General features: G+C 73.1%; 20 protein-coding genes. 13 read left to right on the top strand and 7 right to left on the bottom strand.

All coding sequences use genetic code 11. The features are described 5' to 3' along the window. Positions 1 to 91 precede the first annotated feature (91 nt). The 3 genes from aroA to NP064_RS12525 are packed head-to-tail and all read left to right on the top strand — an operon-like array spanning position 92 to position 6,526. A complete protein-coding gene (aroA, locus tag NP064_RS12535; protein WP_227570670.1) occupies positions 92 to 3,190 on the top strand; it encodes a 3-phosphoshikimate 1-carboxyvinyltransferase in 3,099 nt (1,032 codons plus the stop codon). Then, on the top strand, positions 3,187 to 4,386 hold the full coding sequence (locus tag NP064_RS12530) for an acyl-CoA dehydrogenase family protein (protein WP_227570671.1): 1,200 nt from the start codon (positions 3,187 to 3,189) through the stop codon (positions 4,384 to 4,386). Before aroA ends, NP064_RS12530 begins: the two co-directional genes overlap by 4 nt. Positions 4,387 to 4,414: 28 nt before the next feature. Further along, the gene (locus NP064_RS12525) at positions 4,415 to 6,526 is read left to right on the top strand and encodes an oxidoreductase (RefSeq protein WP_227570672.1); all 2,112 of its coding nucleotides are present in this window, start codon (positions 4,415 to 4,417) and stop codon (positions 6,524 to 6,526) included. On the opposite strand, the gene purT is transcribed toward NP064_RS12525, so the two are convergent. Next, entirely contained in the window at positions 6,507 to 7,730 is a 1,224-nt protein-coding gene (gene purT / locus NP064_RS12520; protein ID WP_227570673.1) for a formate-dependent phosphoribosylglycinamide formyltransferase, read from the bottom strand. The two genes, NP064_RS12525 and purT, sit on opposite strands and share 20 nt — an antisense overlap. Positions 7,731 to 7,937: 207 nt before the next feature. On the opposite strand from purT, the gene NP064_RS12515 reads away from it, so the two are divergent. From NP064_RS12515 to NP064_RS12500, 4 genes are read left to right on the top strand one after another with little or no spacing between them, the layout of a single operon-like run. After that, entirely contained in the window at positions 7,938 to 9,284 is a 1,347-nt protein-coding gene (locus tag NP064_RS12515; protein WP_227570674.1) for an ABC transporter substrate-binding protein, read from the top strand. 28 nt (positions 9,285 to 9,312) lie between these two features. Further along, positions 9,313 to 10,284, top strand: coding sequence for a carbohydrate ABC transporter permease (locus NP064_RS12510; RefSeq protein ID WP_227570675.1), 972 nt, complete (start codon positions 9,313 to 9,315; stop codon positions 10,282 to 10,284). Continuing rightward, positions 10,277 to 11,116 (top strand): carbohydrate ABC transporter permease, encoded by an 840-nt coding sequence (locus NP064_RS12505; RefSeq protein ID WP_227570676.1) that lies wholly within the window; start codon positions 10,277 to 10,279, stop codon positions 11,114 to 11,116. The genes NP064_RS12510 and NP064_RS12505 overlap by 8 nt, the downstream gene beginning before the upstream one ends. Before the next feature lie 49 nt (positions 11,117 to 11,165). Further along, positions 11,166 to 12,425, top strand: coding sequence for an MFS transporter (locus tag NP064_RS12500; protein ID WP_227570677.1), 1,260 nt, complete (start codon positions 11,166 to 11,168; stop codon positions 12,423 to 12,425). A 41-nt stretch (positions 12,426 to 12,466) separates the two neighbouring features. Here NP064_RS12500 and ligD read toward each other — a convergent pair whose 3' ends face one another. The 4 genes from ligD to NP064_RS12480 form a co-directional block, all read right to left on the bottom strand. After that, entirely contained in the window at positions 12,467 to 13,537 is a 1,071-nt protein-coding gene (gene ligD, locus NP064_RS12495) for a non-homologous end-joining DNA ligase (RefSeq protein WP_227570678.1), read from the bottom strand. A 72-nt stretch (positions 13,538 to 13,609) separates the two neighbouring features. Further along, complete coding sequence (locus tag NP064_RS12490; protein WP_227570679.1) at positions 13,610 to 14,320, bottom strand: head GIN domain-containing protein; 711 nt, start codon at positions 14,318 to 14,320, stop codon at positions 13,610 to 13,612. 242 nt (positions 14,321 to 14,562) lie between these two features. Next, positions 14,563 to 16,956: a hypothetical protein gene (locus NP064_RS12485; protein WP_227570680.1), complete on the bottom strand. Its 2,394-nt coding sequence runs from the start codon at positions 16,954 to 16,956 to the stop codon at positions 14,563 to 14,565. 1 nt (position 16,957) lies between these two features. Further along, positions 16,958 to 17,554: a hypothetical protein gene (locus NP064_RS12480; protein WP_227570681.1), complete on the bottom strand. Its 597-nt coding sequence runs from the start codon at positions 17,552 to 17,554 to the stop codon at positions 16,958 to 16,960. A gap of 388 nt (positions 17,555 to 17,942) precedes the next feature. Here NP064_RS12480 and NP064_RS12475 point away from each other — a divergent pair, with 388 nt between their 5' ends. Genes NP064_RS12475 through NP064_RS12450 form a run of 6 tightly spaced genes read left to right on the top strand, consistent with a single transcriptional unit; the run spans position 17,943 to position 20,606 of the window. Beyond that, on the top strand, positions 17,943 to 18,431 hold the full coding sequence (locus tag NP064_RS12475) for an Asp23/Gls24 family envelope stress response protein (RefSeq protein ID WP_227570682.1): 489 nt from the start codon (positions 17,943 to 17,945) through the stop codon (positions 18,429 to 18,431). Further along, complete coding sequence (locus NP064_RS12470) at positions 18,428 to 18,898, top strand: Asp23/Gls24 family envelope stress response protein (RefSeq protein ID WP_227584235.1); 471 nt, start codon at positions 18,428 to 18,430, stop codon at positions 18,896 to 18,898. The genes NP064_RS12475 and NP064_RS12470 overlap by 4 nt, the downstream gene beginning before the upstream one ends. Before the next feature lie 23 nt (positions 18,899 to 18,921). Next, positions 18,922 to 19,104 carry a DUF2273 domain-containing protein gene (locus NP064_RS12465; RefSeq protein WP_227570683.1) on the top strand — a complete coding sequence of 61 codons (183 nt, stop codon included), beginning with the start codon at positions 18,922 to 18,924 and terminating at the stop codon, positions 19,102 to 19,104. Further along, positions 19,097 to 19,453: an Asp23/Gls24 family envelope stress response protein gene (locus tag NP064_RS12460; protein ID WP_227570684.1), complete on the top strand. Its 357-nt coding sequence runs from the start codon at positions 19,097 to 19,099 to the stop codon at positions 19,451 to 19,453. The genes NP064_RS12465 and NP064_RS12460 overlap by 8 nt, the downstream gene beginning before the upstream one ends. Further along, positions 19,450 to 20,028 carry a DUF6286 domain-containing protein gene (locus NP064_RS12455; protein ID WP_227570685.1) on the top strand — a complete coding sequence of 193 codons (579 nt, stop codon included), beginning with the start codon at positions 19,450 to 19,452 and terminating at the stop codon, positions 20,026 to 20,028. The genes NP064_RS12460 and NP064_RS12455 overlap by 4 nt, the downstream gene beginning before the upstream one ends. Continuing rightward, entirely contained in the window at positions 20,025 to 20,606 is a 582-nt protein-coding gene (locus NP064_RS12450; protein WP_227570686.1) for a hypothetical protein, read from the top strand. The genes NP064_RS12455 and NP064_RS12450 overlap by 4 nt, the downstream gene beginning before the upstream one ends. Positions 20,607 to 20,656: 50 nt before the next feature. Here NP064_RS12450 and NP064_RS12445 read toward each other — a convergent pair whose 3' ends face one another. Both NP064_RS12445 and NP064_RS12440 read right to left on the bottom strand, forming a co-directional pair. After that, complete coding sequence (locus NP064_RS12445) at positions 20,657 to 21,430, bottom strand: YoaK family protein (protein ID WP_227570687.1); 774 nt, start codon at positions 21,428 to 21,430, stop codon at positions 20,657 to 20,659. Continuing rightward, a complete protein-coding gene (locus NP064_RS12440) occupies positions 21,430 to 22,128 on the bottom strand; it encodes a FadR/GntR family transcriptional regulator (protein WP_227570688.1) in 699 nt (232 codons plus the stop codon). Before NP064_RS12440 ends, NP064_RS12445 begins: the two co-directional genes overlap by 1 nt. Between the last annotated feature and the right edge of the window lie 275 nt (positions 22,129 to 22,403).

Genomic DNA, 22,403 nt, shown 5'->3' with positions numbered 1-22,403 from the left:
CTGGCACGCCCCGTGGTGCTCCCTGACGTCGAGCACTAGCGTCAGAAGGACAAAGGCGACATATTGCCGAAGCTTCGGGGGGCGCTCAGGCATGTATCTGTCAGTTCTCGGCACGCATCGACCCATCGGCGGCGCCGTCCAGGTGCCCAACTCGAAGTACCACGCCCACCGCGCGCTGATCCTGGCCTCGCTCGCGCCCGGCATCAGCCGCGTCACCGGCCTCACCGACGCCCGCCACGTCCAGTACACGGTCGCGATGCTGCGCCAGCTCGGCGTCCGCATCGACATCCACGACGGGACCTTCGTGGTCCACGGCGGCCCGTACCAGCCGACCCGGCGGGCCATCACGGCGGGCAGCTCGGGCACCACGCTGTACTTCATGGTCGGCCTGGCCGCGCTGGGCGATCGCGACGTCACGGTCACCGGGCAGAAGTACTTCCAGCGACGGCCGATCGGGCCCCTGCTCGCCGCACTGCGCCAGATGGGGCTGGACGTCTCATCCTCCGATGACTGCCCGCCCATCGAGGTGCGGGCCGCGCGTCCCCGGGGCGGGGAGGTGCACATCGCCGGCACCCTCTCGCAGTGGATCTCCGGGCTGCTGCTGCTCGCCCCGTTCGCCACCTCGCCCACCACCGTGGTCGTGGACGGCCCGCTCAACGAGCGCTCGTACCTCCAGCTCACCGTCGCGATGATGCGGCAGTTCGGGCTGCGCGTGGACGTCGCGGACGACTGGCGCCGGTTCGAGGTCCCGCCGGGCCAGGAGGCGGTGGCCACCGACCTGCGGATGCCCCCCGACATCGGCTCGGCGGCGTTCGGGCTGGCCGCGGGGGCGCTGCACCCCTCGGACATCGTGCTCCGAGGGCTCCGCTCCACCAGCTCCGCGCGCTCCGACCACCCCGAGGCGCACCTGCTGGACATCGTCGAGGCGATGGGCGTGCCCATGGCCTACGACCCCGAGGCCGACGCGGTCCGGGTGCGGCACGACGGCGCCCGTCTGCTCCCCGCCGACGTGGACTGCCGCGCCGTGCCGGACATGCTGCCGATCCTGTCGGTGATGGCCTGCTTCGCCGAGGGCGAGAGCGTCTTCCGCAACGTCGAGCACGTGCGGCTCAAGGAGTCGGACCGGGTCGCGGCGATGCTCCAGCTCAACAGCATGGGCGGCGACGTGCGGATCGAGGGCACCGAGCTGCGGGTGCGCGGGGTGCCCGAGCTGAGCGGCGCCGACCTGTCGTCGTTCAACGACCACCGGGTGCTGATGTCGCTGGCGGTCGCCGCCTCCGCCGCGGAGGGGCGCAGCACGCTCACCTATCCGCACGCCTACCGCATCTCCTACCCGGAGTACCTGGAGTCCATGACGACGTTCGGGCTGGACATGCGGGTCGACGACGGCCGGCTCCGGCGCCACGCGACCCACCGCCCCGCGGGCCGCACGGCGCGCGCCGCCCGCGCCCACACCATCGACGGGCCCACCGCGATCGACGAGGCGGCACAGGTCACCGGCCCGCAGTGGGTGCGGCGGTGGGCCGCGGAACGGCCCCACGAGACGGCGGTGGTCGACGCGCGGGACGACGCCACCGGGCACCTGACCTGGGCGCAGCTCGACGCGGAGGCCGATCGCGCCGCCGCGATGCTGCTCGGGCTGGGCGTGCGCCGCGGCGACCGGGTGGCGTTCCAGCTGCCGAACTGGCGCGAGTTCGTGGTGCTGGCCGTCGCCGTGCTGCGGATCGGCGCGGTGACGGCCCCGATCATGCCGATCTTCCGGGAGCGCGAGGTCGCGTTCGCGCTGCACCGGTCCCAGGCCCGGGTGATGGTGCTGCCAGCCGAGTTCCGGGGCCGGAGCCCTGCCGGCGAGCTCGACGGCATCCTGCGCGCGGGCACCGGCACGGACCCCGGGTACGGGCTGCGCCTCGAGCACGTGGTGGTGATCGGGGACCTCCCGGAGGCGTGCCAGGGTCGTGGCGCGCACGACCTGCCCGCAGACGCCACGCCGCGGGAGACCGGCCGCGCCCCCCGATGGCGCCGGTGGGCCGACGCCCTGGCAGACGCCGACGCCGAGGCGCGGGGACCCGAGATCGACGAGCGCGCGCCCCGCCCCGACGACGCGGCCCAACTGCTGTTCACCTCCGGCACCACCGGCGAGCCCAAGGGCGTGCTGCACCGGCACCAGACGCTCAGCCGCGCCGCGGCCATGGAAGTGGCCCACCTCGGCTTGACCAGCGACGACGCGATCTTCATCCCGTCGCCGCTCGCCCACCAGACGGGCTTCCTCTACGGGATGTGGCTGTCCTTCGTGCTGGGCGCCCCGCAGATCCTGCAGCCCGTGTGGGAGCCCGTGCGGGCGCTGCGGCTGCTCCGCGGCTGGAAGGGCACCTTCGCGCAGGCGGCGACCCCGTTCCTCACCGACCTGGTGAAGGCCGTGGAGGCGGGGGAGCCGGCGCCGGCGAGCCTGCGAGTCTTCGTCAACACGGGGGCCGCGGCGCCGCGCCACCTCGCCGAGCGTGCCACCCGGGTGCTGGGCGCGGCGGTGTGCGGGGCATTCGGCACCACCGAGACGTGCCTGGGCAGCCTCTCCGCGCCGCAGGACGACCCGGCGCTGGTCTGGGGCACCGACGGCAAGCTGCTCGACGGCGTGCGGGCCCGCATCGTCAGCGACGACGGCCACCTGATGCCCGCCGGCGCCGAGGGCAACTTCGAGCTGCGCAGCCCCACGATGTTCGACGGCTACCTCGACCGCCCCGACCTGACCAAGGAGGCGCTCACCGAGGACGGCTGGTACCGCACCGGCGACCTGGCCACGCTCGACGACGCCGGGTTCCTGCGCATCACCGGCCGCGTGCGGGACGTGATCAACCGGGGCGGGGAGAAGATCCCCGTCGCCGAGATCGAGCAGCTGCTCTACCGGCATCCCGGCGTCGACGACGTCGCCATCGCGGCGATGCCCGACCCCCGCCTGGGGGAGCGGGCCTGCGCGTTCATCGTGCCGGTCGATGGCGCGAACCTCGTGCTCGCCGACCTCACGGCGTACCTGGACCGGCACCAGGTGTCCAAGCACTACTGGCCCGAGCGGCTCGAGGTGTTGGCGGAGCTGCCCCGCAACGCCGTCGGCAAGGTGCAGAAGTTCCTGCTGCGCGATCTCGCCCGGCAGCTCGCCGCGGAACCACCCGCGCCCACGATGAGGAGCATCCCGTGAGCATCACCGCCATCACCGCCGACGGCCGGGGCAGCAGCGTCCCCGACCCGGAGTTCCGCCAGATCCTGGCCGACGTCACCGCGTGGGTCGAGGGCCCGGGCGAGGCCTGGGCCGAGCGGATCGAGGCCGACGGCGTGGTCCCCGACGCATTGTGGGACGAGCTGGTGGACCGGGGGTTCCTCGCGCTCGCGGCCCCCCGCGACCTCGGCGGGCGAGGGCTCAGCTTCGTGCAGTGGATGGGGCTGATGGAGGTGTTCTCCCGGTCGCACGCGTCGGTGCGGATGATCGTGCACGTGGTGAACGGGACGTGGCGGGCGATGAACCCGTTCGCCGACGACCGCCAGCGCGAGCAGTTCGTCAAGCCGGCGGTGGCTGGCAAGCTGACGGTCGCGTTCACGCTGACCGAGCCCGGCAACGGCACCGGCGCGGACATCACCTCCACGGTCCGCCGCGACGGCGACATGTACCTGCTGACTGGGCGCAAGCACCTCATCACCTTCGGGGTGCGGTGCGACTACTGGCTGCTGTTCGCCCGCCTGGCAGGCAGCATCGGCAAGGAGGGCACCGTCGCGCTGCTGGTGGACCGCGAGACGCCCGGCGTGGTCGTCGAGGACACCAGTCAGACCATGGGGGTGCACGGCACCGACCACGCCACCCTGCGCTTCGAGGACGCGCCCGTGCCGGTCGACCAACGCCTGGGCGAGGAGGGCGAAGGGCTCGCGGTGGCGCTCGGCGGGTTCCTCACCCCCAGCAGGATCTCGGTCGCGATGAGCTGCGTCGGCCTGGCCCAGCGCGCCCAGCAACTCGCCGTCGCCTACGCCACCCGGCGGGTCACGTTCGGCAAGCCGCTCGCGTCCCGGCAGGCCATCGCGTTCCAGCTCGCGGAGAACGAGGCGGACATCGAAGCGGCCAAGGCGCTGACCCTCACCGCGGCGCGGGCCTGGCAGGACGGCGAGGCGAGCGCCCCGGCGCTGTCCTCGATGGCCAAGCTCACCGCCGTGGACATGCTCACCCGGGTCACCGACAAGGCGCTGCAGGTGCACGGCGGCATCGGCTACTGGAAGTCCATGCCCATCGAGCGGGTCTACCGCGACGCCCGGGCCCAGCGGTTCGAGGAGGGCACCAACGAGATCCAGAAGACCGTCATCGCCCGCGATCTGCTGCGCCGCGCCGCCGCCCTGGACCTCGAGCCATGACCGGGCGACACCGGCCGGCCCGCCGCTGATGCTCACGCGCGTCTTCTCGCCCGCCCGGATCGGGCCGCTGCGGCTGCCGCACCGGATCGTCATGGGATCGATGCACCTCAACCTCGAGCACGACCCGCCCGCGCTCGCGGCCTTCTACCGCGAGCGCGCCGAGGGCGGCGCCGGGCTCATCGTCACGGGTGGGGCGGCGGTCGACGCCGCGGGCTCCGGCGGGCCGCGGTACCTGGTCCTCGACCGCGCGGACGCCTGGGAGGCGTTGGCCCTCACCCTCGACGCCGTGCACGGGGAGGGCGCCCTGCTGGCCCTGCAGCTCTTCCATGCCGGGCGGTACGCGATGCCAGCCGAGGGCGTGGCCACCGTGGCGCCGTCGGCCGTGTACTCGCGCTTCTCGCGCAGGACGCCCGAGGCGATGGACGGCGCGCGGATCGAGCGGGTCATCGAGGCGTTCGCGGCCGCCGCGGCCGCCGCCCGCGACGCCGGGTTCGACGCGGTCGAGGTGATGGGCTCGGAGGGCTACCTCATCAACCAGTTCGCCTCGCCGCTGACGAACCTGCGCAACGACGAGTGGGGCGGCGACGAGGACCGGCGGGCCGCGTTCCCGCTCGCGGTGCTGGCCGCGGTCCGCGCGGCGGTGGGCCCGGACTACCCGGTGATCGTGCGCACGTCGGGGGCGGACTTCGTCGAGGGGTCCAGCACCCCCGAGCAGAGCGCCGACCTGGCGGTGCGGCTCGCCGCGGCGGGCGCGGACGCGCTGAACATCGGCATCGGCTGGCATGAGTCGTCGGTGCCCAGCGTGCAGGCCCTGGTGCCGCACGGGATGTGGCTTGACATCGCGGGCGGCATCCGGCGCCGCGTGGCCGAGGCGGGGCTCACCACCCCCGTGATCGGCTCGAACCGCGTCAACTCGCTGCCGCTCGCCGAGGCGGCGCTGGCGCAGGGCGACGTGGACCTGGTGTCGATGGCCCGGCCGTTCCTGGCGGACCCCCGACTGGTCGCGAAGTCGCGCGACGGCGCCCTCGACCTCGTGAACACCTGCATCGCGTGCAACCAGGCCTGCATCGACCGCTCGATCGGCACGGAGCGGGTGTCCTGCATGGTGAACCCCCGGGCCGGTCGCGAGCTCGACTTCCCTCGGGTGGCCCGCGAGCCGGAGCCACCGGCGCGGCGCGTCGCGGTGGCAGGAGCGGGGCCGGCCGGCATGCAGGCCGCCGCCACCCTGGCCGCCGCAGGCCTCCACGTCGACCTGATCGAGGAGGCCTGGCGGATCGGCGGGCAGTTCCTCCTCGCGGGGCGGGTGCCCGGCAAGTCCGACTACCTCGAGACGGTCCGCTACTTCGAGCACGAGCTCGAGCGGCTCGGCGTGCGGGTGCGCACGGGGGTCAGCGCCCGCGCCGAGGACTTCGTCGCGCACGCCCACGTGGTGGTCGCCACCGGGGTCCGACCGCGCCGGGTGGTGCTGCCCGGCGCGGCGCTGCTGCCGGTGCTCGACTACCGGGAGGCTTTCGCAGCGCCGTGGCGTGTGGGCCGCCGGGTCGCCGTGATCGGCGCCGGGGGCATCGCGGTGGACCTGGCGCACCTGCTGGTGGAGGGCGCCGGGCTGGTGGGGGGAGCCGGGCTGGTGGGGGGAGCCGGGCTGGTGGGGGGAGCCGGGCTGGTGGGGGGAGCCGAGACGTCGGCGCAGGCGCGGGACCGGTTCCGACGGGAGGCAGGGGTCGAGGGCGCCGGGCATGCGCCCCCGCCCGCACGGGAGATCACCGTGCTGCGGCGCGGGGACCGGGTGGGGGAGGGGATCGGGGCGTCGACGAGGTGGGCCGTGCTGCAGGCCCTGCGCGACGCCGGGGTGCGCAGCCGCACCGGCGTCGCCTACCGCAGGCTCACCCCGGACGGCCTCGTCGTGGCCGACGCCACCGGCGCCGAGGAGACGATCCCGGCCGACACCGTCGTGGTGGCAGCCGGGCAGGAGCCGCACGCCCCGCTCGCCGACGAGCTCGCGGCGCTCGGCGTCCCCTGCACGGTGGTCGGAGGCGCGCTCGACGCCTCCGGCCTCAACGCGGTGCGCGCCTTCGACCAAGGCCTGCGCGCGGGTGCGGCGGTGGCCGCCAGCCTCACGGTCAGGCTGGGCGCACGCTGACCAGGCTCGCGACGAGGGCCGCCTGAGCGCGGGCCGCCTCGACGTCGTCGTCGTGCACTAGCGCCACGCCCATCCGGCGGCGCACGCCGCTGGTCGGCTTGCCGAACAGCCGCAAGTCGCTGTGCGGGACGCGGAGCGCCTCGGCGACGCCCTCGAACACGACGGCGTCCGCGTCGACCCCGCCGTACACGACGGCGCTGGCGCCAGGGCTGAGCAGCGTGGTGTCCACCGGCAGCCCCAGGATCGCCCGGGCGTGCAGGTCGAACTCGCTCTGCCGCTGGGTGGTCATCGTGACCATCCCGGTGTCGTGCGGGCGAGGGCTGACCTCGCTGAACCACACGTCGTCCCCGCGTACGAACAGCTCGACGCCGAACACGCCCCACCCGCCCAGGTCGCCGGTCACCGCCTGCGCGATCTGCTGCGCCCGGCCCAGCGCCACGGGCGACATGGGCTGCGGCTGCCAGCTCTCCACGTAGTCGCCGCCCACCTGGCGGTGGCCCACCGGCTCGCAGAAGTGCGTGCCCGTCGTCCCGTCGGCCTCGAGGGCGCGGACCGTCAGCAGCGTGATCTCGTAGTCGAAGTCCACGAACCCCTCGACGATGACCCGGCCCCCCGCGACCCGTCCGCCCGCCATCGCGTGCTCCCACGCGCGGGTGATGTCGTCCGGGGTGTCGAGGCGGCTCTGGCCCTTGCCCGAGCTGCTCATCACCGGCTTGACCACGCACGGATAGCCGATGCCCCTCGCGCCGGTCGAGGGGTCGCCGTCGATCGCGACCCGCAGCTCGGCCTCCGAGTCGCAGAACCGGTACGGGCTGGTCGGCAGGCCGAGCGTCTCGGCGGCGAGGCGGCGGATGCCCTCCCGGTCCATGGTCAGGCGGGTCGCGCGCGCTGTGGGGACCACCCGCACCACGCCATCGCGCTCGAGCTCCTCGAGCGCCGACGTCGCGATGGCCTCGATCTCCGGGACCACCAGGTCGGGGCGCTCGGCGAGGACCAGGTCCCGCAGCGCCTGCGGGTCGGTCATGTCGATCGTGTGGGCGCGGTGCGCGACCTGGTGCCCGGGGGCGCCCGGGTACCGGTCCACGGCGATGGTCTCGACCCCCAGGCGCTGCAGCGCGATCAGCACCTCCTTGCCGAGCTCGCCTGATCCGAGCAGCATCACGCGCGCGGCGACGGTCGAGCCGGGTGTGCCCCAGGGCTTCATGACGGAGGTGCTCCTTCGGTGGCGGGATGGTCCGAGCATTCTCCCGCCCCAGGCCCCTCGCGCGGAGGTCGCAGCGTGGTCGCCCTCCCGACGCGCTGGGACGGCATACCGCGCATACCATCAAAAATGGCTCGCGCATGCGCACCTGAGCCTGTTGGACCGGGCCCGTCCGGACATCGGTCCCGTGATGACCAGGGGGGACATCTCGTGAAGACACGATCTCTGCGCGCCTCCGCCGTCGCCGCAGCATTGCTGCTCGGCATGACGGCCGCGTGCACCAGCAACTCGGACAACGCTGACGACTCCGACGGCGGCTCGACGGAGGGTGGGGGCGGCGGCGGTGGCTCCCTGACCTACTGGGCGAGCAACCAGGGCACCAGCATCGACAACGACAAAGAGGTGCTCACGCCCGTGCTCGAGGCGTTCACCGAGCAGACCGGCATCCCGGTCGAGCTCGAGGTGATCGGGTGGAACGACCTGCAGACCCGGATCCAGACCGCGGTGACGTCGGGCCAGGCGCCCGACGTGGTGAACATCGGCAACACCTGGGCTGCGTCGTTGCAGGCCACGGGCGCGTTCATGCCCTTCGGGGACGAGGAGATGGACGCCATCGGCGGCGCCGACAAGTTCGTGGAGACGGCTCTCGCGACCGGAGGGGCCGAGGGCGAGGACCCGACCTCGGTGCCGGTGTACGGGCTCGCCTACGGGCTCTACTACAACAAGGCGATGCTCGAGGCGGCGGGAGTCGAGCCGCCGACCACCTGGGAGGAGATGGTCTCCGCCGCCCAGGCGGTCACCGACCCGGCGACCGGGGTGTACGGCTTGAGCCTCGCCTCGGGCAGCTACACGGAGAACAGCCACTTCGCGTTCATCAACGGCGCGCAGAACGGGGCCGAGCTCTTCGACAGCGATGGGAACCCGACCTTCACCGAGGACGGCACGGTCGAGGGCATCAAGCGCTACCTGGACCTCATGCAGGAGGACGAGGTGGTCAACCCCTCCAACGCGCAGTACGACAACGCGGCGCTCGCGGTGGCCGACTTCGCGACGGGCAAGGCGGCGATGATCCTCACCCAGAACAACGCGGGCGCGACCATCACCGCCAACGGGATGCCCGACGACGCCTTCGGGGTCGTGGCCCTCCCCGCGCCGTCCGACGCCGAGGACGACATCGCGAGCCACGTGGCGGGCATCAACCTGTCCATCTTCACCAACACCGACAACAAGGACGGCGCCCTGCAGTTCGTCGAGTACATGACCAGCCCAGAGGTGCAGACGCAGCTCGGCCGGCCGTTCTCGACCCTGCCGGTGCTCGTCGACACCGAGGCCACGTTCACGGACAACACCGAGCTGGCCGAGACGTTCACGGACATCTACAACAACCGGTCGGCGCCACTGCCCCTGGTGCCCGCGGAGGACCAGTTCGAGAACACCGTGGGCAAGGCCATGAACCAGATGTTCGCGACCATCGCCACCGGCGGCACGGTGAGCGAGGACGATGTGCGGGCTGCGCTGCAGACCGCGCAGGACCAGGTGCAGGCCTCGGTCGGCTGAGCCGTCCATCCTGGCGAGGAGGCGTCTGATGGCGACGACAGCGGTCTCCGAGAAGGACGACGCCGGTCAAGAGCAGCGCCCACCAGCCCGGCCGCGCAGGCGGTCGGGCTGGTGGTGGCCCTACGCGCTGCTGGCGCCAGCAGTCCTGTTCGAGCTGGTGATCCACGTGGTCCCGATGATCACGGGCGTGTGGATGAGCACCCGCCAGCTCACCAAGTTCTTCATCAGCAACTGGACCGCGGCGCCGGGCGTGGGCCTGCGGAACTACCAGGTGGCGCTCGACTTCGACGCCGCGGTGGGCGAGGCGCTGCTCAGGTCCTTCGCCGTCACGTGCGCGTTCACCGTGCTGGTCGTCCTGGTCTCGTGGACCTTCGGGATGGCCGCCGCGGTGGTGCTGCAGCGGTCGTTCCGCGGGCGGTCCGGGCTGCGCACGCTGTTCCTGGTGCCGTACGCGCTGCCCGTGTACGCCGGCGTGCTGACCTGGAACTTCATGCTGCAGCGCGACACGGGCGCGATCAACCACATCCTCGTGGACAACCTGGGGCTGATCGACGACAGGCCGTTCTGGCTCATCGGCTCGAACGCGTTCTGGTCGGTGGTGGTGGTGGCGATCTGGAAGATGTGGCCGTTCGCGTTCCTCATGCTCATGGCGGGCCTGCAGTCGGTGCCGCAGGACGTCTACGAGGCCTCAGCCGTGGACGGCGCCCACGCCTACCGCCAGTGGCGCTCGATCACGCTGCCGATGCTGCGCCCGGTCAACATCGTGCTGGTGCTCGTGATGTTCCTGTGGGTGTTCAACGACTTCAACACGCCGTTCGTGCTGTTCGGCACGGGCCAGCCCGCCGCGGGGGACTTGATCTCGTTCCACATCTACAACGCCACGTTCCTCACCTGGAACTTCGGGCTGGGGGCGGCGATGTCCGTGCTGCTTCTGCTGTTCCTGCTGCTCGTCACCGGCATCTACCTGCTCATCACGAACCGGGAGTCGCGCCGTGCATGACACCACCGGTTTCAAGGCGTTCCGCGTCGTCGTCGTGGTCGTCCTCGGGTTGTTCACCGTCGTGCCCCTGTACGTCATGGTCGGCTCGTCGCTGAAACCCCTGAGCGACGTCCGGGGGGCGTTCACGTGGTGGCCCACGAACCTCACCGTGCAGCCGTTCATCGACATGTGGTCGACGGTGCCGCTCGCCCGCTACTTCCTCAACAGCCTGATCGTCTCGAGCGCGGCCACGATCGCGAGCGTCGCCATCGCGATCTTCGCGGCGTACGCGGTGTCCCGGCACCGGTTCCGGGGGCGCGGGGTGTTCACCACCACCGTGCTGTCCACGCAGATGTTCCCCGGCGTGCTGTTCCTGCTGCCGCTGTTCGTGATCTTCGTGAACTTCACGCAGACCTTCGGGGTGCAGCTCATCGGGACCCGGCTCGGCCTGATCATCACCTACCTGACCTTCTCGCTGCCGTTCGCGATCTGGATGCTGGCGGGGTACTTCGACGGGATCCCGCGCGAGCTCGACGAGGCCGCGCGCGTGGACGGCTGCTCGCAGCTCGGGGCCCTGTTCCGGGTCGTGCTGCCGGCCGCGCGCCCCGGGGTGATCGCCGTGTCCATCTACGCCTTCATGACGGCGTGGGGGGAAGTGCTGTTCGCCTCCGTGCTCACCAACGACGCGAACAGGACTCTGTCCATCGGGCTACGTGAGTACTCGACGCAGATCAACGTCTACTGGAACCAGGTGATGGCCGCGTCACTCGTGGTCAGCGTGCCCGTGGTCATCGGGTTCCTGCTGCTGCAGAAGCAGTTCGTGGCCGGCCTGACGTCGGGCTCGGTCAAGTAGCGACTCCGGGGGATTCCGGCTGGCGCCACATCGCGTGCTACAAAGAGCGGTGATCGAACATCGTCCCGGTCGCGCCGCCGCGCCCAGCCCTCACGCCTCCGTCCCCGCCGTCGCCGGGGCCCTGCACGTGGTCGCGCTCATCCTGGTCAGCCTCAACCTGCGCGGGGCGATCTCAGCCGTGTCGCCCGTGCTGGACGACATCCGCGCGGACCTGGGGCTCTCCGCCGGCCAGGCGTCGCTGCTGACCACGCTGCCGGTGCTCTGCTTCGCGGTGGGCTCGCTGCTGGTCCCGGCCGTCGCCCGCCGGTGGGGCGCCGACCGATCCGTCTGCGTGGCGCTGCTCCTCATCGCGGCGGGCATCGCGTTGCGCCCGTGGGGCGGCGCGACACAGCTGCTGATCGGCACCGTGGTGATCGGGGCCGGCATCACCGTGGGGAACGTGCTGATCCCCGTGCTGGTCAAGCGGGACTTCTCGCACCGGCTCGGCGCCATGACCGGCACGAGCACTGCCTCCCTCACCGCCGGCGCCGCCGTCACCGCGGCGCTGATCATCCCGCTGTCGCACGCCGTCGGGTGGCGTGCCGGGACGGCGGTGTGGGCGGTGCTCGCGCTCGCGGGGGCGTGGCTGTGGGCCGTCTCGTCGCGCGGGCGGGGTGATGTCGAGGTGCCTGCCACCGGCGGGCGTTCCACCGTGTGGCGCTCGGGTGGCGGATGGGCGCTCGGGCTCTACTTCGGATGCCAGTCGGGCCTCTACTACGCCGTGACGGCCTGGCTGCCGGGGCTGCTCCGCGACGTGGGCGGGCTGTCGGTCGGCGCCGCGGGCACCGCGATGTCGGTGTTCCAGGTGCTCGGCATCAGCGGTGCGCTGCTGGCGCCGTTCCTGCTCACCCGGTCCCGGTCGCCGCGGGTCGTCGCCGCCTCTCTGGGCGTGGTGTGGGTGGTGGCCTTCGTCGGGCTTCTCACGGCGCCCGGCCTGTGGGCGGTGTGGGTCGTGGTGGCCGGCGTGGTCCAGGGTGGCGCCATCGCCGTGGTCTTCACGCTGATCGCCCGCCGCAGCGTCGACCAGCAGACCGCGAGGTCGCTGTCCGCGATGGTCCAGGCCGTGGGCTACAGCCTCGCCGCGTGCGTCCCGGTGCTCGTGGGCGTCCTCTCGGGCGCCGGCTGGCACGCGTCGCTGCTGGTCATGACGGGCATCGCGGTCATGATGGCGATGGCGGGGCTGATCGGCGGCGGCTCGTCGCCCATCGGCGACGCCCGGCCCGCCGGTCTTCCCGACACGGCGGACGACCTCCCCGTCGGACGGCGATAACCCGCCACTCGCCCTGGCGCCGCAGCGCCGGGCTCGTCGGCTCAGCGTGCCCGGTCGCGGTCCTTGCTCGGCTGCACCCGCTTCGGCTCGCCGGGCATCTTCGGGTACTCCGGGGGGTAGGGCAGGTCCTGGTGGCCGTGGTCGCGCTCGTCCTTGTCGGCCAGGTCCAGCAGCGGGCGGATCGAGTACGCCGGGCCGTCGACGGCGCTCAACGGGGCGAACAGGTCGCCCACCTCCGCGAACCGGGCCGGCATGGTGGTCACGTCGAAGTCGTCCGGGTGGACGCTCGTGAGCTCGTCCCAGCGCAGCGGCGCGGACACCGTGGCGCGCTGGTTGGCGCGCACCGAGTACGCCGAGGCGATCGTGCGGTCCCGGGCCATCTGGTTGTAGTCGATGAAGATCTTGCGGCCGCGCTCCTCCTTCCACCAGTGCACGGTGACCTGCTCGGGCAGGCGCCGTTCGACCTCGCGTCCCAGCGCGATCGTCGCGCGGCGCGCCTGCGTGAACGTCCACCGCGGCTCGATGGGCACGAAGATGTGCAGCCCGCGGCCGCCGGACGTCTTGGGCCAGCCCTCCAAGCCGAGCTCTTGGAGCACCTCCCGCACCACCGGCGCCACCCGCACCGCGTCGGTGAAGTCCGTGCCCGGCTGCGGGTCGAGGTCGATGCGCATCTGGTCCGGAGCCTCGACGTCGGCGCGGCTGACCGGCCACGGGTGGAACGTGATCGTGCCCAGGTTCGCCGCCCAGGCCACGACCGCGAGCTCGGTGGGGCACACCTCGTCCGCCGTCCGGCCGCTCGGGAACGCGATGCGGGCCGTCTCCACATACTCCGGGGCGCCCTGCGGAACGCGCTTCTGGTAGAAGGCGTCACCCGTGGAGTCCGCCCGGGTCGCCATCTTCGCGCCCTCGAAGACCCCCTTGGGCCACCGCTCCAGCGTGGTGGGCCGCTCGATGAGCGCGCCCAGGATCCCGTCGCCCACGGAGAGGAAGTACTCGACGACGTCGAGCTTCGTCAGGCCGCGCGCGGGGAAGTACACCTTGTCCGGACTGCTGACGCGGACGGTGCGACCCTGCACGTCGAGCTCCACCGCCGGCGTCTTGGTGGGCGCCATGGCAGCCACCGTAGACGCGGCCGCTCCCCGGTGCGCGGGGAACCCCCACCCGCCGCCGACGCCGACTCCCGCTCAGCGCTTCTCGATGCTCCCCGAGCCGTCGGTGGAGCTGTTGAGCCGAGGGTCGCCCGCGTACCGGATGGACCCGCTGCCGGCGACGGAGGCGTCGAGCTGGTCGCGCACACGGACGTCGACATCTCCCGAGCCCGCGATGTCGACCACGGCCTCCCGGGTGTCCAGGTCCTCGCCGTCGTAGTCGCCGCTGCCGTTGATCTGGACGTCTTGGCGCGTCGCCGAGCCCTCGAGCTCGACGTCTCCGCTGCCGTCGATGGTGAGGCGGACCTCGTCCACGTCCAGGTCCCTCAGGTGGACGTCGCCACTGCCCTTGACCGCGACCCGGACCTCGCCCGTCGCGCCCAGCTCGCCGCTCACGTCCCCGCTGCCGAGGACGGACACCCTCTCGAGGTCCGGCAGGGTCAGGGTGTAGTCGACCGAGCCCCAGTTGCCCCACCCGCGGTCCGTGCCGAGCACCAGGGTGTCACCCGACATCCGGCTGGTGACGCGGTCGAGGACGTTCTCGCCCGCGGTCACCGTCAGCGACGGCTCGTCGCCGACCTTGAGCGTCAGGCTGCCGGAGGCCTCGAGCCGCACCTCGGTGGCGTTGCCGATCTCACGGTCCTCGGTGGTCTGCTCGCCCGGGTTGACGATCGGGGCGCCGCACCCGGCCAGCACGGTGGACACGGCGAACATGCTGGTCAGCAGGGCGATGGTGCGGGATCGCATGAGGCCTCAGACGTTGATCGGGCGCTCGTGGCGGGTTCGCCCAGCGCGGTCCCACCAGTCTGATCCGCGGGTCGCTCGGAGGCATCAGGGGGAGCCCCGAGACCGCCCCTGATCTGGGCGGACAGCGGGTCAGGGGGAGGACAGGGGCGCGGGACCGCGGACAGGCGCGGGGGAGCGCGCGGACGGGCGCCGTGGGCCAGGTCCGACGACCCCGCCCGCGACGCCCGTCCGGTGGTGGTGCGCTACGCGAACCGGCGCCGGGCGAAGGCCGCCAACGCGCCGCCCAGCCCGAACAGCGCGACCGCCGCGACGCCCCGGCCGAGCGAGCTCGCGCCCGAGCCGTCAGCGCCGGCGATCTCGATCGAGTACGCCGTCACGGACGCCGCCCCCTCCGGGCCGCCGTACGCCATGGACTCGTCCGCCGCACGCGCGGCGCCAGCCTCGATCACGGCGTACTTCACGCCGTAGTCGGCCGCCGTGGCGGCGCCCGTCTCCACGAGCACCGAGGTGCCCTCCTCGGAGAGCTGCTGCGCCCCGTCCACGATCGCCGGAGCGCCGTCCGCCGCCGTTCCCAGGCCGTCGGCCAGGGTCTGCGACCCGTCCGCGGCGGTGCGGAGCCCACCCGCGAGCCGGTCAGCCCCCGCGGCGAGCTGCCCGGCGCCCGTGGAGAGCTGGCCGGCGCCCGTGGCGATCTGACGGGTTCCACCGGCGAGCTGAGAGCTGCCCGCCTGCAGCGACGACGCGCCCGCCGAGAGCTGGCCGAGGCCGCCGACCAGCGTCCGTGTCCCCTCCAGCAGTTCCGCGGCCCCGGCGGACAACGACCCGACACCGCCACGCAGCGTCTTGTCGGCGGCGGTTTGGCCCGCTGTGCCGATCGCCCCCAGGACCTGTCCGCGGACCGAGTTGACGAGTTGGTCGACACCGGCGTCGACGCCTGCGAGCCCTTCGGCGAGCCCGGGCTTCCCGGCACAGGCAGCGCCGGTTGCGGTCGCGTTGAGACCGCACTGCATGGCGACGAGGCCAGGGACCGCTCCGTCCTTGAGGACGGTTCCCAGCACCTTGAGGCCGGGCCCGAGTGGGACCGTCGACGAGGCGGGCGCCGTGAGGTAGGAGTTGGCGACGTTGTCCAGTTCCAACTTCTTGTCGGCGTCGGCCTCCTTCGCGGCGACACCGGCCACGAAGCTCCCGAGGGCTTGGACGCGCAGGGTCGTCGCATCGGGAGCGGCGGGGAGCGTGACGGTCGGATTGATCGCAGCCAACGCGAGGAGGACGTCTGCCTCAGACGCGAGCGTGGCGCGGAGTGACTGCGCCCCGGCGAGCAGCGTCGCGACTCCACCCTCGAGGCTCTCGACCCCATCCTTGAGCGGCTTCGCGCTCGCTGGCAAGGCGTCGACACCGCCGTAGAGCTGGACGAGCCCGGCGTCCACCGTGCCCAAGCCGCCGGCGATCTGCTCCAGTCCGCCGAGCAGCTGCGGGACCTTGTCGCCCGCCGATGTCAGCCCGCTCCCGAGGGCGGCGGCCCCAGCGGCGACCTGCTGGGCGCCGGCGTCAGCCGACGCGGCGCCTGTGGCCAGCGCGGCGGCGCCCGTGGCGGCTGTCTTGGCGCCCGCGGCGAGCTGGTTGGAGCCCGGCAGCGCCGTGTCGTTGAGCCCGGCGGCGAGCTGGTCGGCGCCGGTGCGGAGCTGGAGCAGGCCGTCGAGCAGCGTCGCGGCGCCGTCGCGGAGCTTGAGCAGGTTCGCGTCGATCTCGGTGGCGCCGGCGGTGAGGGCGATGCCGGACTCGGCGCCGCCCTGGTAGCTCGCCGATCCACCCTTGAACGACGGGCTGGTGAGGGGCGAGACGGGCAGCGCGGTGACCGAGGCGGGCGGGATCTCGCCGGTGCGGATCTGCGCCGTGTACCCGAACTCGGCCGTGGGCGACCCGATCGGCGGGAACAGCGTCATCGTGTAGGAGAGCTTGGTGCCGCCGCGTCCGTCGCCGGCCATGTTGGCCTCGTCGGACGTGACCGCGGTGAAGGTCGAGGGCAGCGTGGTGGTGAGCTGGCCGACCATCGGGATGACCGTCTCCGCGGTGGCGGTGGCCTGCCTGCCCGTGCCGTTGTCGTACGTGACCTCGTCCTGCCGGGAGGTGAGGTTGGTGACGGTGTACCGGACCTCGAGCTCGCCCGACTTGCCGACCACGGCGCCCGGGGCCACCTTCTCGCCGTCCAGGTAGTACTCGATGTCGACGCTGACGGGCAGCTCGCCGTCGAAGTCGCTCACGGTGCGCAGCCGCTGCTCGCCGTCCACCGTGACGGTGGCCTGCATGACGCCGTCCTGGACGGTGAAGCCGCCGAACCCGTCCAGGTTGCGCAGCCCCTTGGCGGAGACGGGGTTGGCGACGGTTCGAGTGCCGTTCCCGGTGAAGCTCAGCTGCTCGTAGACGCGCGCGCCGGTGAGCTTGCCGGTGGCGTCCAGTCGGGCTTGGACGGTCTCGGTGTTGGTGACGACGACGTCGCCCGTGTCGGTGGCGGCGCGGACGGCGCCGGTCGCGGGCGAGGAGGCGACGAGCAGTGCGAGAGGCAGGCCGAGGGCGACGACGCCCGCTCGGCGCGCCGACGTGGCGCGCCGGGCGCCGGTGGTGGTGGTCGGGGTCATCTCAGGCCTCCGGGGCGTGCTCGAAGGGGCGGTACGCGGCCGGTTCGGCGACGTGGGTCGAGCGGTTGCGCTCGGGGTCGGGCTCGGGGTCGCGCTCGTCGGCCCGGTCGCGCTGGACGACGGGGCCCAGCAGTGCGGTCGCCACGAAGCCCGCGCCGGCGGTGAGGAGCACGGCGGTGGCTGCGATCGGGGAGGTCGAGACGAAGGCGGACGGGTCCGCGGCGTAGACGGCCTCGTACGAGCCGGCCATCGCCGCGGCGCCCAGGAGGGTGGCCCACAGCGGGAGCCGGCCGCGGGAGCCCACGCCGAGGGCGAGGCACACGAGCAGCACGATGAGGACGGCGACGGCGCGGCCTGCGGTGGCGTCGGGCAGCGCGGCCGCGCGCAGCAGGTAGCCGATCCAGGCGGCGGCGAAGCCGAGGCCGAAGGCGGCGGCGCGCTGGCCGGGGGTGCGGTCCGGGACGAGCCCGAGCGCGCCGCCCAGGGCGGCGCCGAGCAGGGCGACCCCCTGGACCTCGGCTCCGAGGACTCCGGACAGCAGGACGGTGAGGGTAGCGGCAACGGCGAGGAGAGCCCCCGCGAGCACATGTCTGGTCATGACCACCTCGTTGTGGTGAATGGCGTGGAGGAGCCAATGTCCGTCGGGCGGGCCAGCGTCGTCGCTGCGCCTGGGACTTAAGTCCCGACGGGCTGATCGAGCACTGTTTAGCAGCGGCAGGTATGGGTCGAACAGTGAGTACTAGGTACTTCCCAACCCAAGCCGGGACATCGTTATCGCGCCGTGACCTGGCGCGAGTCGGCCCGGCACGCTCCCACGGCCTCGAGCGGGTGCGCGCCCGGCCGCCCGGTGCTCCACTGGATGTGGGGTCATGACGGGTGACGCCCCGACGCCGAGCCGGCGCGAGAGCACCCCGCACCGGCGCACCGCGTCGCCGCGGACGCTGCGAGGCAGCGAGAGGCTGCGAGGCAGAGGGAAGAGGCACATCGTGAGCGAGCAATCCGGCAGCTCCACAGCAACCAGCGGGAGCGCGAGCAGTGGGGCGTCGAGGTCGCACAGCGCGCTCGACAGCTCCCAGGGCAGCACCACCATCTCCGACAGCGTGGTCAGCACCATCGCCGGCCTCGCCGCCAAGGAGATCCAAGGCGTCCACAGCCTCGGCGGCGGCGGGGGAGCCGCGCGCACCGTGGGCGCCCTCCGCGACCGGATGCCCGGCGCGCGCCCCAACCACTCGCAGGGCGTCAGCGTGGAGGTCGGCGACAAGCAGGCCGCGGTCGACGTCGACGTCATCATCGAGTACGGCGTGCCCATCGCGGACGTCGCGTCAGCGATCCGGCGCAACGTCATCAACGCCGTGGAGCGGATGACAGGGCTTCAGGTCACCGAGGTCAACATCTCGGTCGAGGACGTCCACCTGCCGGAGGAGGACTCCGACGACGGCGACAGCGGCGACCAGTCCGGGTCTCGATCGTCATGAGCTCCGGGCTACCGCCCACGGGCGGCGCGTTCCCGCCCCCGGGCGGGCCAGGGTCGCACGGCGGCCCGGTGCCGCCTGCCGGAGGGCCCGTCCTGCCTCCGGGGGGCACGTCGCCGGGCGGGGTCGCCGACCCGGGGGTCCCCGCGCCCACGCAGCCGGAGTCGCCAACGGCGCAGGCAGGGTCGGAAGACCCCGCCGACGCCGCGGACGCGGTGCGGGACGCCGTGCTCGGCGTGCCCGGCATCACGTCGATGCACGGGGGGCCGTTCGCCGACGTCGCCACCTACCTGCCCGGTCGGCGCGTCACCGGGGTGCGGCTCGACCCGGACCGCACCGAGGTGTACGTCGTCGTCTCCTCCGACACCCCGATCCCCGGCGTGGCCGACGCGGTGCGAGACGCCGTGCAGCAGGTCAGGCCCGAGCCGGTCGACATCTACGTCGAGGGTCTCGACATCCCCGACGCGTAACCGCACCTGAACCAGGAGCTGACATGTCCACCTCAGTCATCGGCATCTTCATCGGGATCTTCCTCGCCATCGCCGCCATCCTCGGAGGGTTCGGAGGATTCCTGCTCGCGCTCGGCTTCGCCGTGATCGGGCTCGTCGTCGGAGCGCAGATCGAAGGACGCGTCGACCTCGGGTCGATGGTGCAGGCGGGCCGTCGGCGTGGCTGACGACCTCGACGAGCCCGGCGGCCGAGGCAGCCTGCGCATCGCCGACAACGTCATCGCCCGCGTCGCCGAGATGGCGGCCCTGGGGGTGGACGGCGTGGCGGGCCCCGACGGGAAGGCGTTCGGGCGGGGCCTGCCGCGCAGCCACTCGACGGTGGCGGGCAACCGGGCCCGAGTCATGCTCGAGATCGCGACGCTGTGGCCGCGTTCCGCGGCCGACATCGCCGCAGAGGTCCGCACGCAGGTCGGAGACCAACTCAGCACCTTGCTGGACCTGCAGGCCGACTCGGTGGGCGTCGAGGTGATGCGGGTGGTCCAACCGCCGCCCCGAGCCAAGGCACGGGTCCGATGAGCGCCCAGCACGCCGCCCCGGCTGCCCAGCCGCTCCGGCCCGCACGGGCGCCCACGGGCTCTGGGGCGATCGGCTTCGTGGGACCCGTGCTGGCGGTGCTGACCATCGCGCTGGGCCTGGTCCTGGTGCGGGACGCGCTGGCGGTCGCCGGCGTGATCTCCGGCGACGGGTGGGTCGTGACGGTCCTGGACGCGATGAACGGCCAGACCCGGACCGGGTGGGCCCTCGCCGGGGGGATCGTGGCGGCGCTCCTGGGGCTGTGGCTCATCGTGGTCGCGCTCCGGCGGCGGCGGCGCAAGGCCCTGTGGCTGCGCAAGGCCGCGGGCGTGGGCATCCGGCCCCGTGACGTGGCCCGCCTGGCCCGGGTCGCCGCCGACGACGTCGACGGCGTGCTCGACGCCAAGGTCACCGCCGGCCGGCGCAACGTGAACGTGGACGTGCGCACCACCGGCGACCCGTACACCCGCGACCGGGTGCGCGAGGTCGTGACCGCGCGGCTCGCGGCGCTGGCCAAGCCGCCCAAGGTCAGTGTGAGGGCGCGTCCCTCCTCGTCGACGTCCGGGGGGATGACATGAGCCGCGGGGTGATCGGCTGGGACAGGGTCGCCGCCTTCCTGCTCGGCCTGGTGCTGCTGGCCGGTGGGCTAGCGGTCGTTGCGTGGTGGGCGGGCTACCTCGACGACCTGTGGTCGGCGGCGCCCGACGCGCTCGACACCAGCGCGGCGGCGGACCTCGCCGAGCAGGCGTGGTGGCCCTGGGCCCTGGGGGCGCTGGGCGTGGCCCTGGTGGTCTTCGGCCTGTGGTGGCTCCTCGCCCACATCCCGCGCCGGTCCACCGGGCCGCTCCGCCTGCGGGGCTCGGGCTCTGCGGGGGCGCTGACCATCGACGGGGGCCGCGCCACCCAGGCCGCGGCGGACGCGGTGGCCGGCACACCGGGCGTGCGCGCGGCCTCGGGGAGCCTCAGTCGCGACCGGGGCGAGCTCGTGGCAGGGCTCCGGATCACGATCGACCCCACCGCGGACCTCGAGGAGGTCGCGTCGGCCGTCGAGGCGGCCAGCGCCGACCTGCACCAGGTGCTCGGCCGTGACGACGTGCGCTGCCGTGCGCAGGTGCTGGTGGCCCCGAACGCCCGCCCGGGCAGCAAGGTGTCCTGAGGACGGGCTGACGCCGCGGGCCCGCTGACGCCCAGGGCACGCCCGGGGCGTCAGCGAGCGGTGGCCGGGGTGCGCGTCGAAGGCTCCGGGACGACCTGTTCCGTGGTCTGCGCTGCGGCCTCGCGGGCGAGCCGCGCGGAACGGCGCTGGTCGGCGCGCGCGACGAGCAGCACCGCGACTCCGGCCGTGAACACCACCCCGGAGACCGCCAGGGCGACCGGTCCGTCGGCGAGGCGCAGCATCGCCGCGCCGACAGCGGCGCCCGCGCCCATGGAGATGACGGCGAAGAACCGGTGCCGCCACTGGCTGGGGGTCTGCTGCCCGCCGCCGAGCCGGCTCTCCCGGGTGACGTTGGCCAACGTGCTGGTCACCACGATCGTGGTGATCTCGGTGTTGCCCACCGGCTTGACCGCCGCGACCTGCGCGCCCATCAGGGCGGCGAGAAGCGCGGTGATGGTGATCTGACCGACCGAGGAGAGCTCGCCGATCGCCGCCCAAGCCCCCACGAGAGCGAAGATCACCGCGGCGCCCACGCCCAGCACCCATCCGCTGCGCACCGGCAGGCCCACAGGGTGTCCGCGCCGCACGAGCCGCCCGCCGACCACCGATCCGACTGTGAACCCGGCGAGCGCGAACGCGTTGTTGAGGAGCGGTATGCCGCTGACCCCGACCAGCGCGAAGGCCATGAACAGCACATTGCCTGTCATGTTGCCGGTGAAGACGCCGTCGAGGGCCAGGTAGCTCACCGCGTCGATGGAGCCGGTGGCGGCGGTCAGCAGCAGCAGGCCGGAGGTGTACAGGCCTGCGGGGGTGGGGCGTGGCATCAGGCGTCCTTCAGCAGCGTGTGGATGTCGTTCAGGTGCGCGCGCATGGCCGCGGTGGCCGCGTCCGCGTCGTGCGCGGCGACGGCGGCGTAGATCTCCTGGTGGCCGGCGACCGAGCGGGCGCGGCCGGCCTTGGTGGCGTGGGAGCGGCGCCGGACGGGCAGCGTCCACTCGCCCATCAGCCCGTGCAGGGTGGCGAGCAGCGGGTTGCGCGCCGCGTGGGCGAGCAGCAGGTGGAACTCGAGGTCGACCTCCACAGAGCGGGAGGCGGTGAGCGGCCCGGCCGACGCGTCGAGCACGTCCTGCAGTTGGAGCAGGTTCGCCGGGGTGGCCCGGCGCGCTGCGAGCCCGGCCATGGAGGGCTCCACGATGAGGCGCAGCTCGGCGGCGTCGGCCGTCGCCACGCCCTCTTCCGACCCGGCGGTGAGCTCGTGCAGGTCGCGCTGCTCCGCGGAGGTCTCGACGACGACGGTGCCGCGCCCGGGCCTGCGCTCGATGAGGTGCTTGGACTCGAGCTCGAACATCGCCTCCCGCAGGGAGGCCCGGGAGACGGCGAGCTGGGAGGCGAGCTCGCGCTCGCCCGGCAGGCGTTGACCGGGGGCCAGCTCGCCAGTGGCGATGAGCCGTTCGAGGTGCGCGGCGAGGGTGACCGAGATGCTGGGAGGCCTGCGTGCTAGCGGCGGGACAGGTGTCGGCACGGCGTGCTCCTGTTCGTCCAGCGTGGGTGGCACGGGCTGCGCGGGACGGCACGGTAGCACTCCCGCGGTCGGATGGTCTGACCAATGCCGCAGGCCGGGCTGCTGCGACATCGGTCAGGCCATCCCCAAGCTCGGCGGCTCCGCCGCGTGCGTCGGCCAGCGGTCGTGCCGCGCGGGAATATCGCGAGGGCCCGCGCGGTTCAGTGGATAGTTGAAGATTTGACGATCGGAGAACCCGGTGGTTGAGTGTTTGACGAAGCCCGATCGCCCGACCC

Origin of the sequence: Cellulomonas chengniuliangii (genome assembly GCF_024508335.1) — a bacterium.
GTDB classification, from domain to species: Bacteria; Actinomycetota; Actinomycetes; order Actinomycetales; family Cellulomonadaceae; genus Cellulomonas_A; species Cellulomonas_A chengniuliangii.
The sequence above is the reverse complement of the archived record's forward strand: the minus strand, read 5'-3'. Positions and strand labels throughout refer to the sequence as shown.

Bases quoted from the DNA above. Each gene is read 5' to 3' on its own strand.
- aroA (WP_227570670.1), top strand. From the start codon at position 92: ATGTATCTGTCAGTTCTCGGCACGCATCGACCCATCGGCGGCGCCGTC.
- NP064_RS12525 (WP_227570672.1), top strand. From the start codon at position 4,415: ATGCTCACGCGCGTCTTCTCGCCCGCCCGGATCGGGCCGCTGCGGCTG.
- purT (WP_227570673.1), bottom strand. From the start codon at position 7,730: ATGAAGCCCTGGGGCACACCCGGCTCGACCGTCGCCGCGCGCGTGATG.
- NP064_RS12510 (WP_227570675.1), top strand. From the start codon at position 9,313: ATGGCGACGACAGCGGTCTCCGAGAAGGACGACGCCGGTCAAGAGCAG.
- ligD (WP_227570678.1), bottom strand. From the start codon at position 13,537: ATGGCGCCCACCAAGACGCCGGCGGTGGAGCTCGACGTGCAGGGTCGC.
- NP064_RS12490 (WP_227570679.1), bottom strand. From the start codon at position 14,320: ATGCGATCCCGCACCATCGCCCTGCTGACCAGCATGTTCGCCGTGTCC.
- NP064_RS12485 (WP_227570680.1), bottom strand. From the start codon at position 16,956: ATGACCCCGACCACCACCACCGGCGCCCGGCGCGCCACGTCGGCGCGC.
- NP064_RS12480 (WP_227570681.1), bottom strand. From the start codon at position 17,554: ATGACCAGACATGTGCTCGCGGGGGCTCTCCTCGCCGTTGCCGCTACC.
- NP064_RS12470 (WP_227584235.1), top strand. From the start codon at position 18,428: ATGAGCTCCGGGCTACCGCCCACGGGCGGCGCGTTCCCGCCCCCGGGC.
- NP064_RS12465 (WP_227570683.1), top strand. From the start codon at position 18,922: ATGTCCACCTCAGTCATCGGCATCTTCATCGGGATCTTCCTCGCCATC.
- NP064_RS12455 (WP_227570685.1), top strand. From the start codon at position 19,450: ATGAGCGCCCAGCACGCCGCCCCGGCTGCCCAGCCGCTCCGGCCCGCA.
- NP064_RS12450 (WP_227570686.1), top strand. From the start codon at position 20,025: ATGAGCCGCGGGGTGATCGGCTGGGACAGGGTCGCCGCCTTCCTGCTC.
- NP064_RS12445 (WP_227570687.1), bottom strand. From the start codon at position 21,430: ATGCCACGCCCCACCCCCGCAGGCCTGTACACCTCCGGCCTGCTGCTG.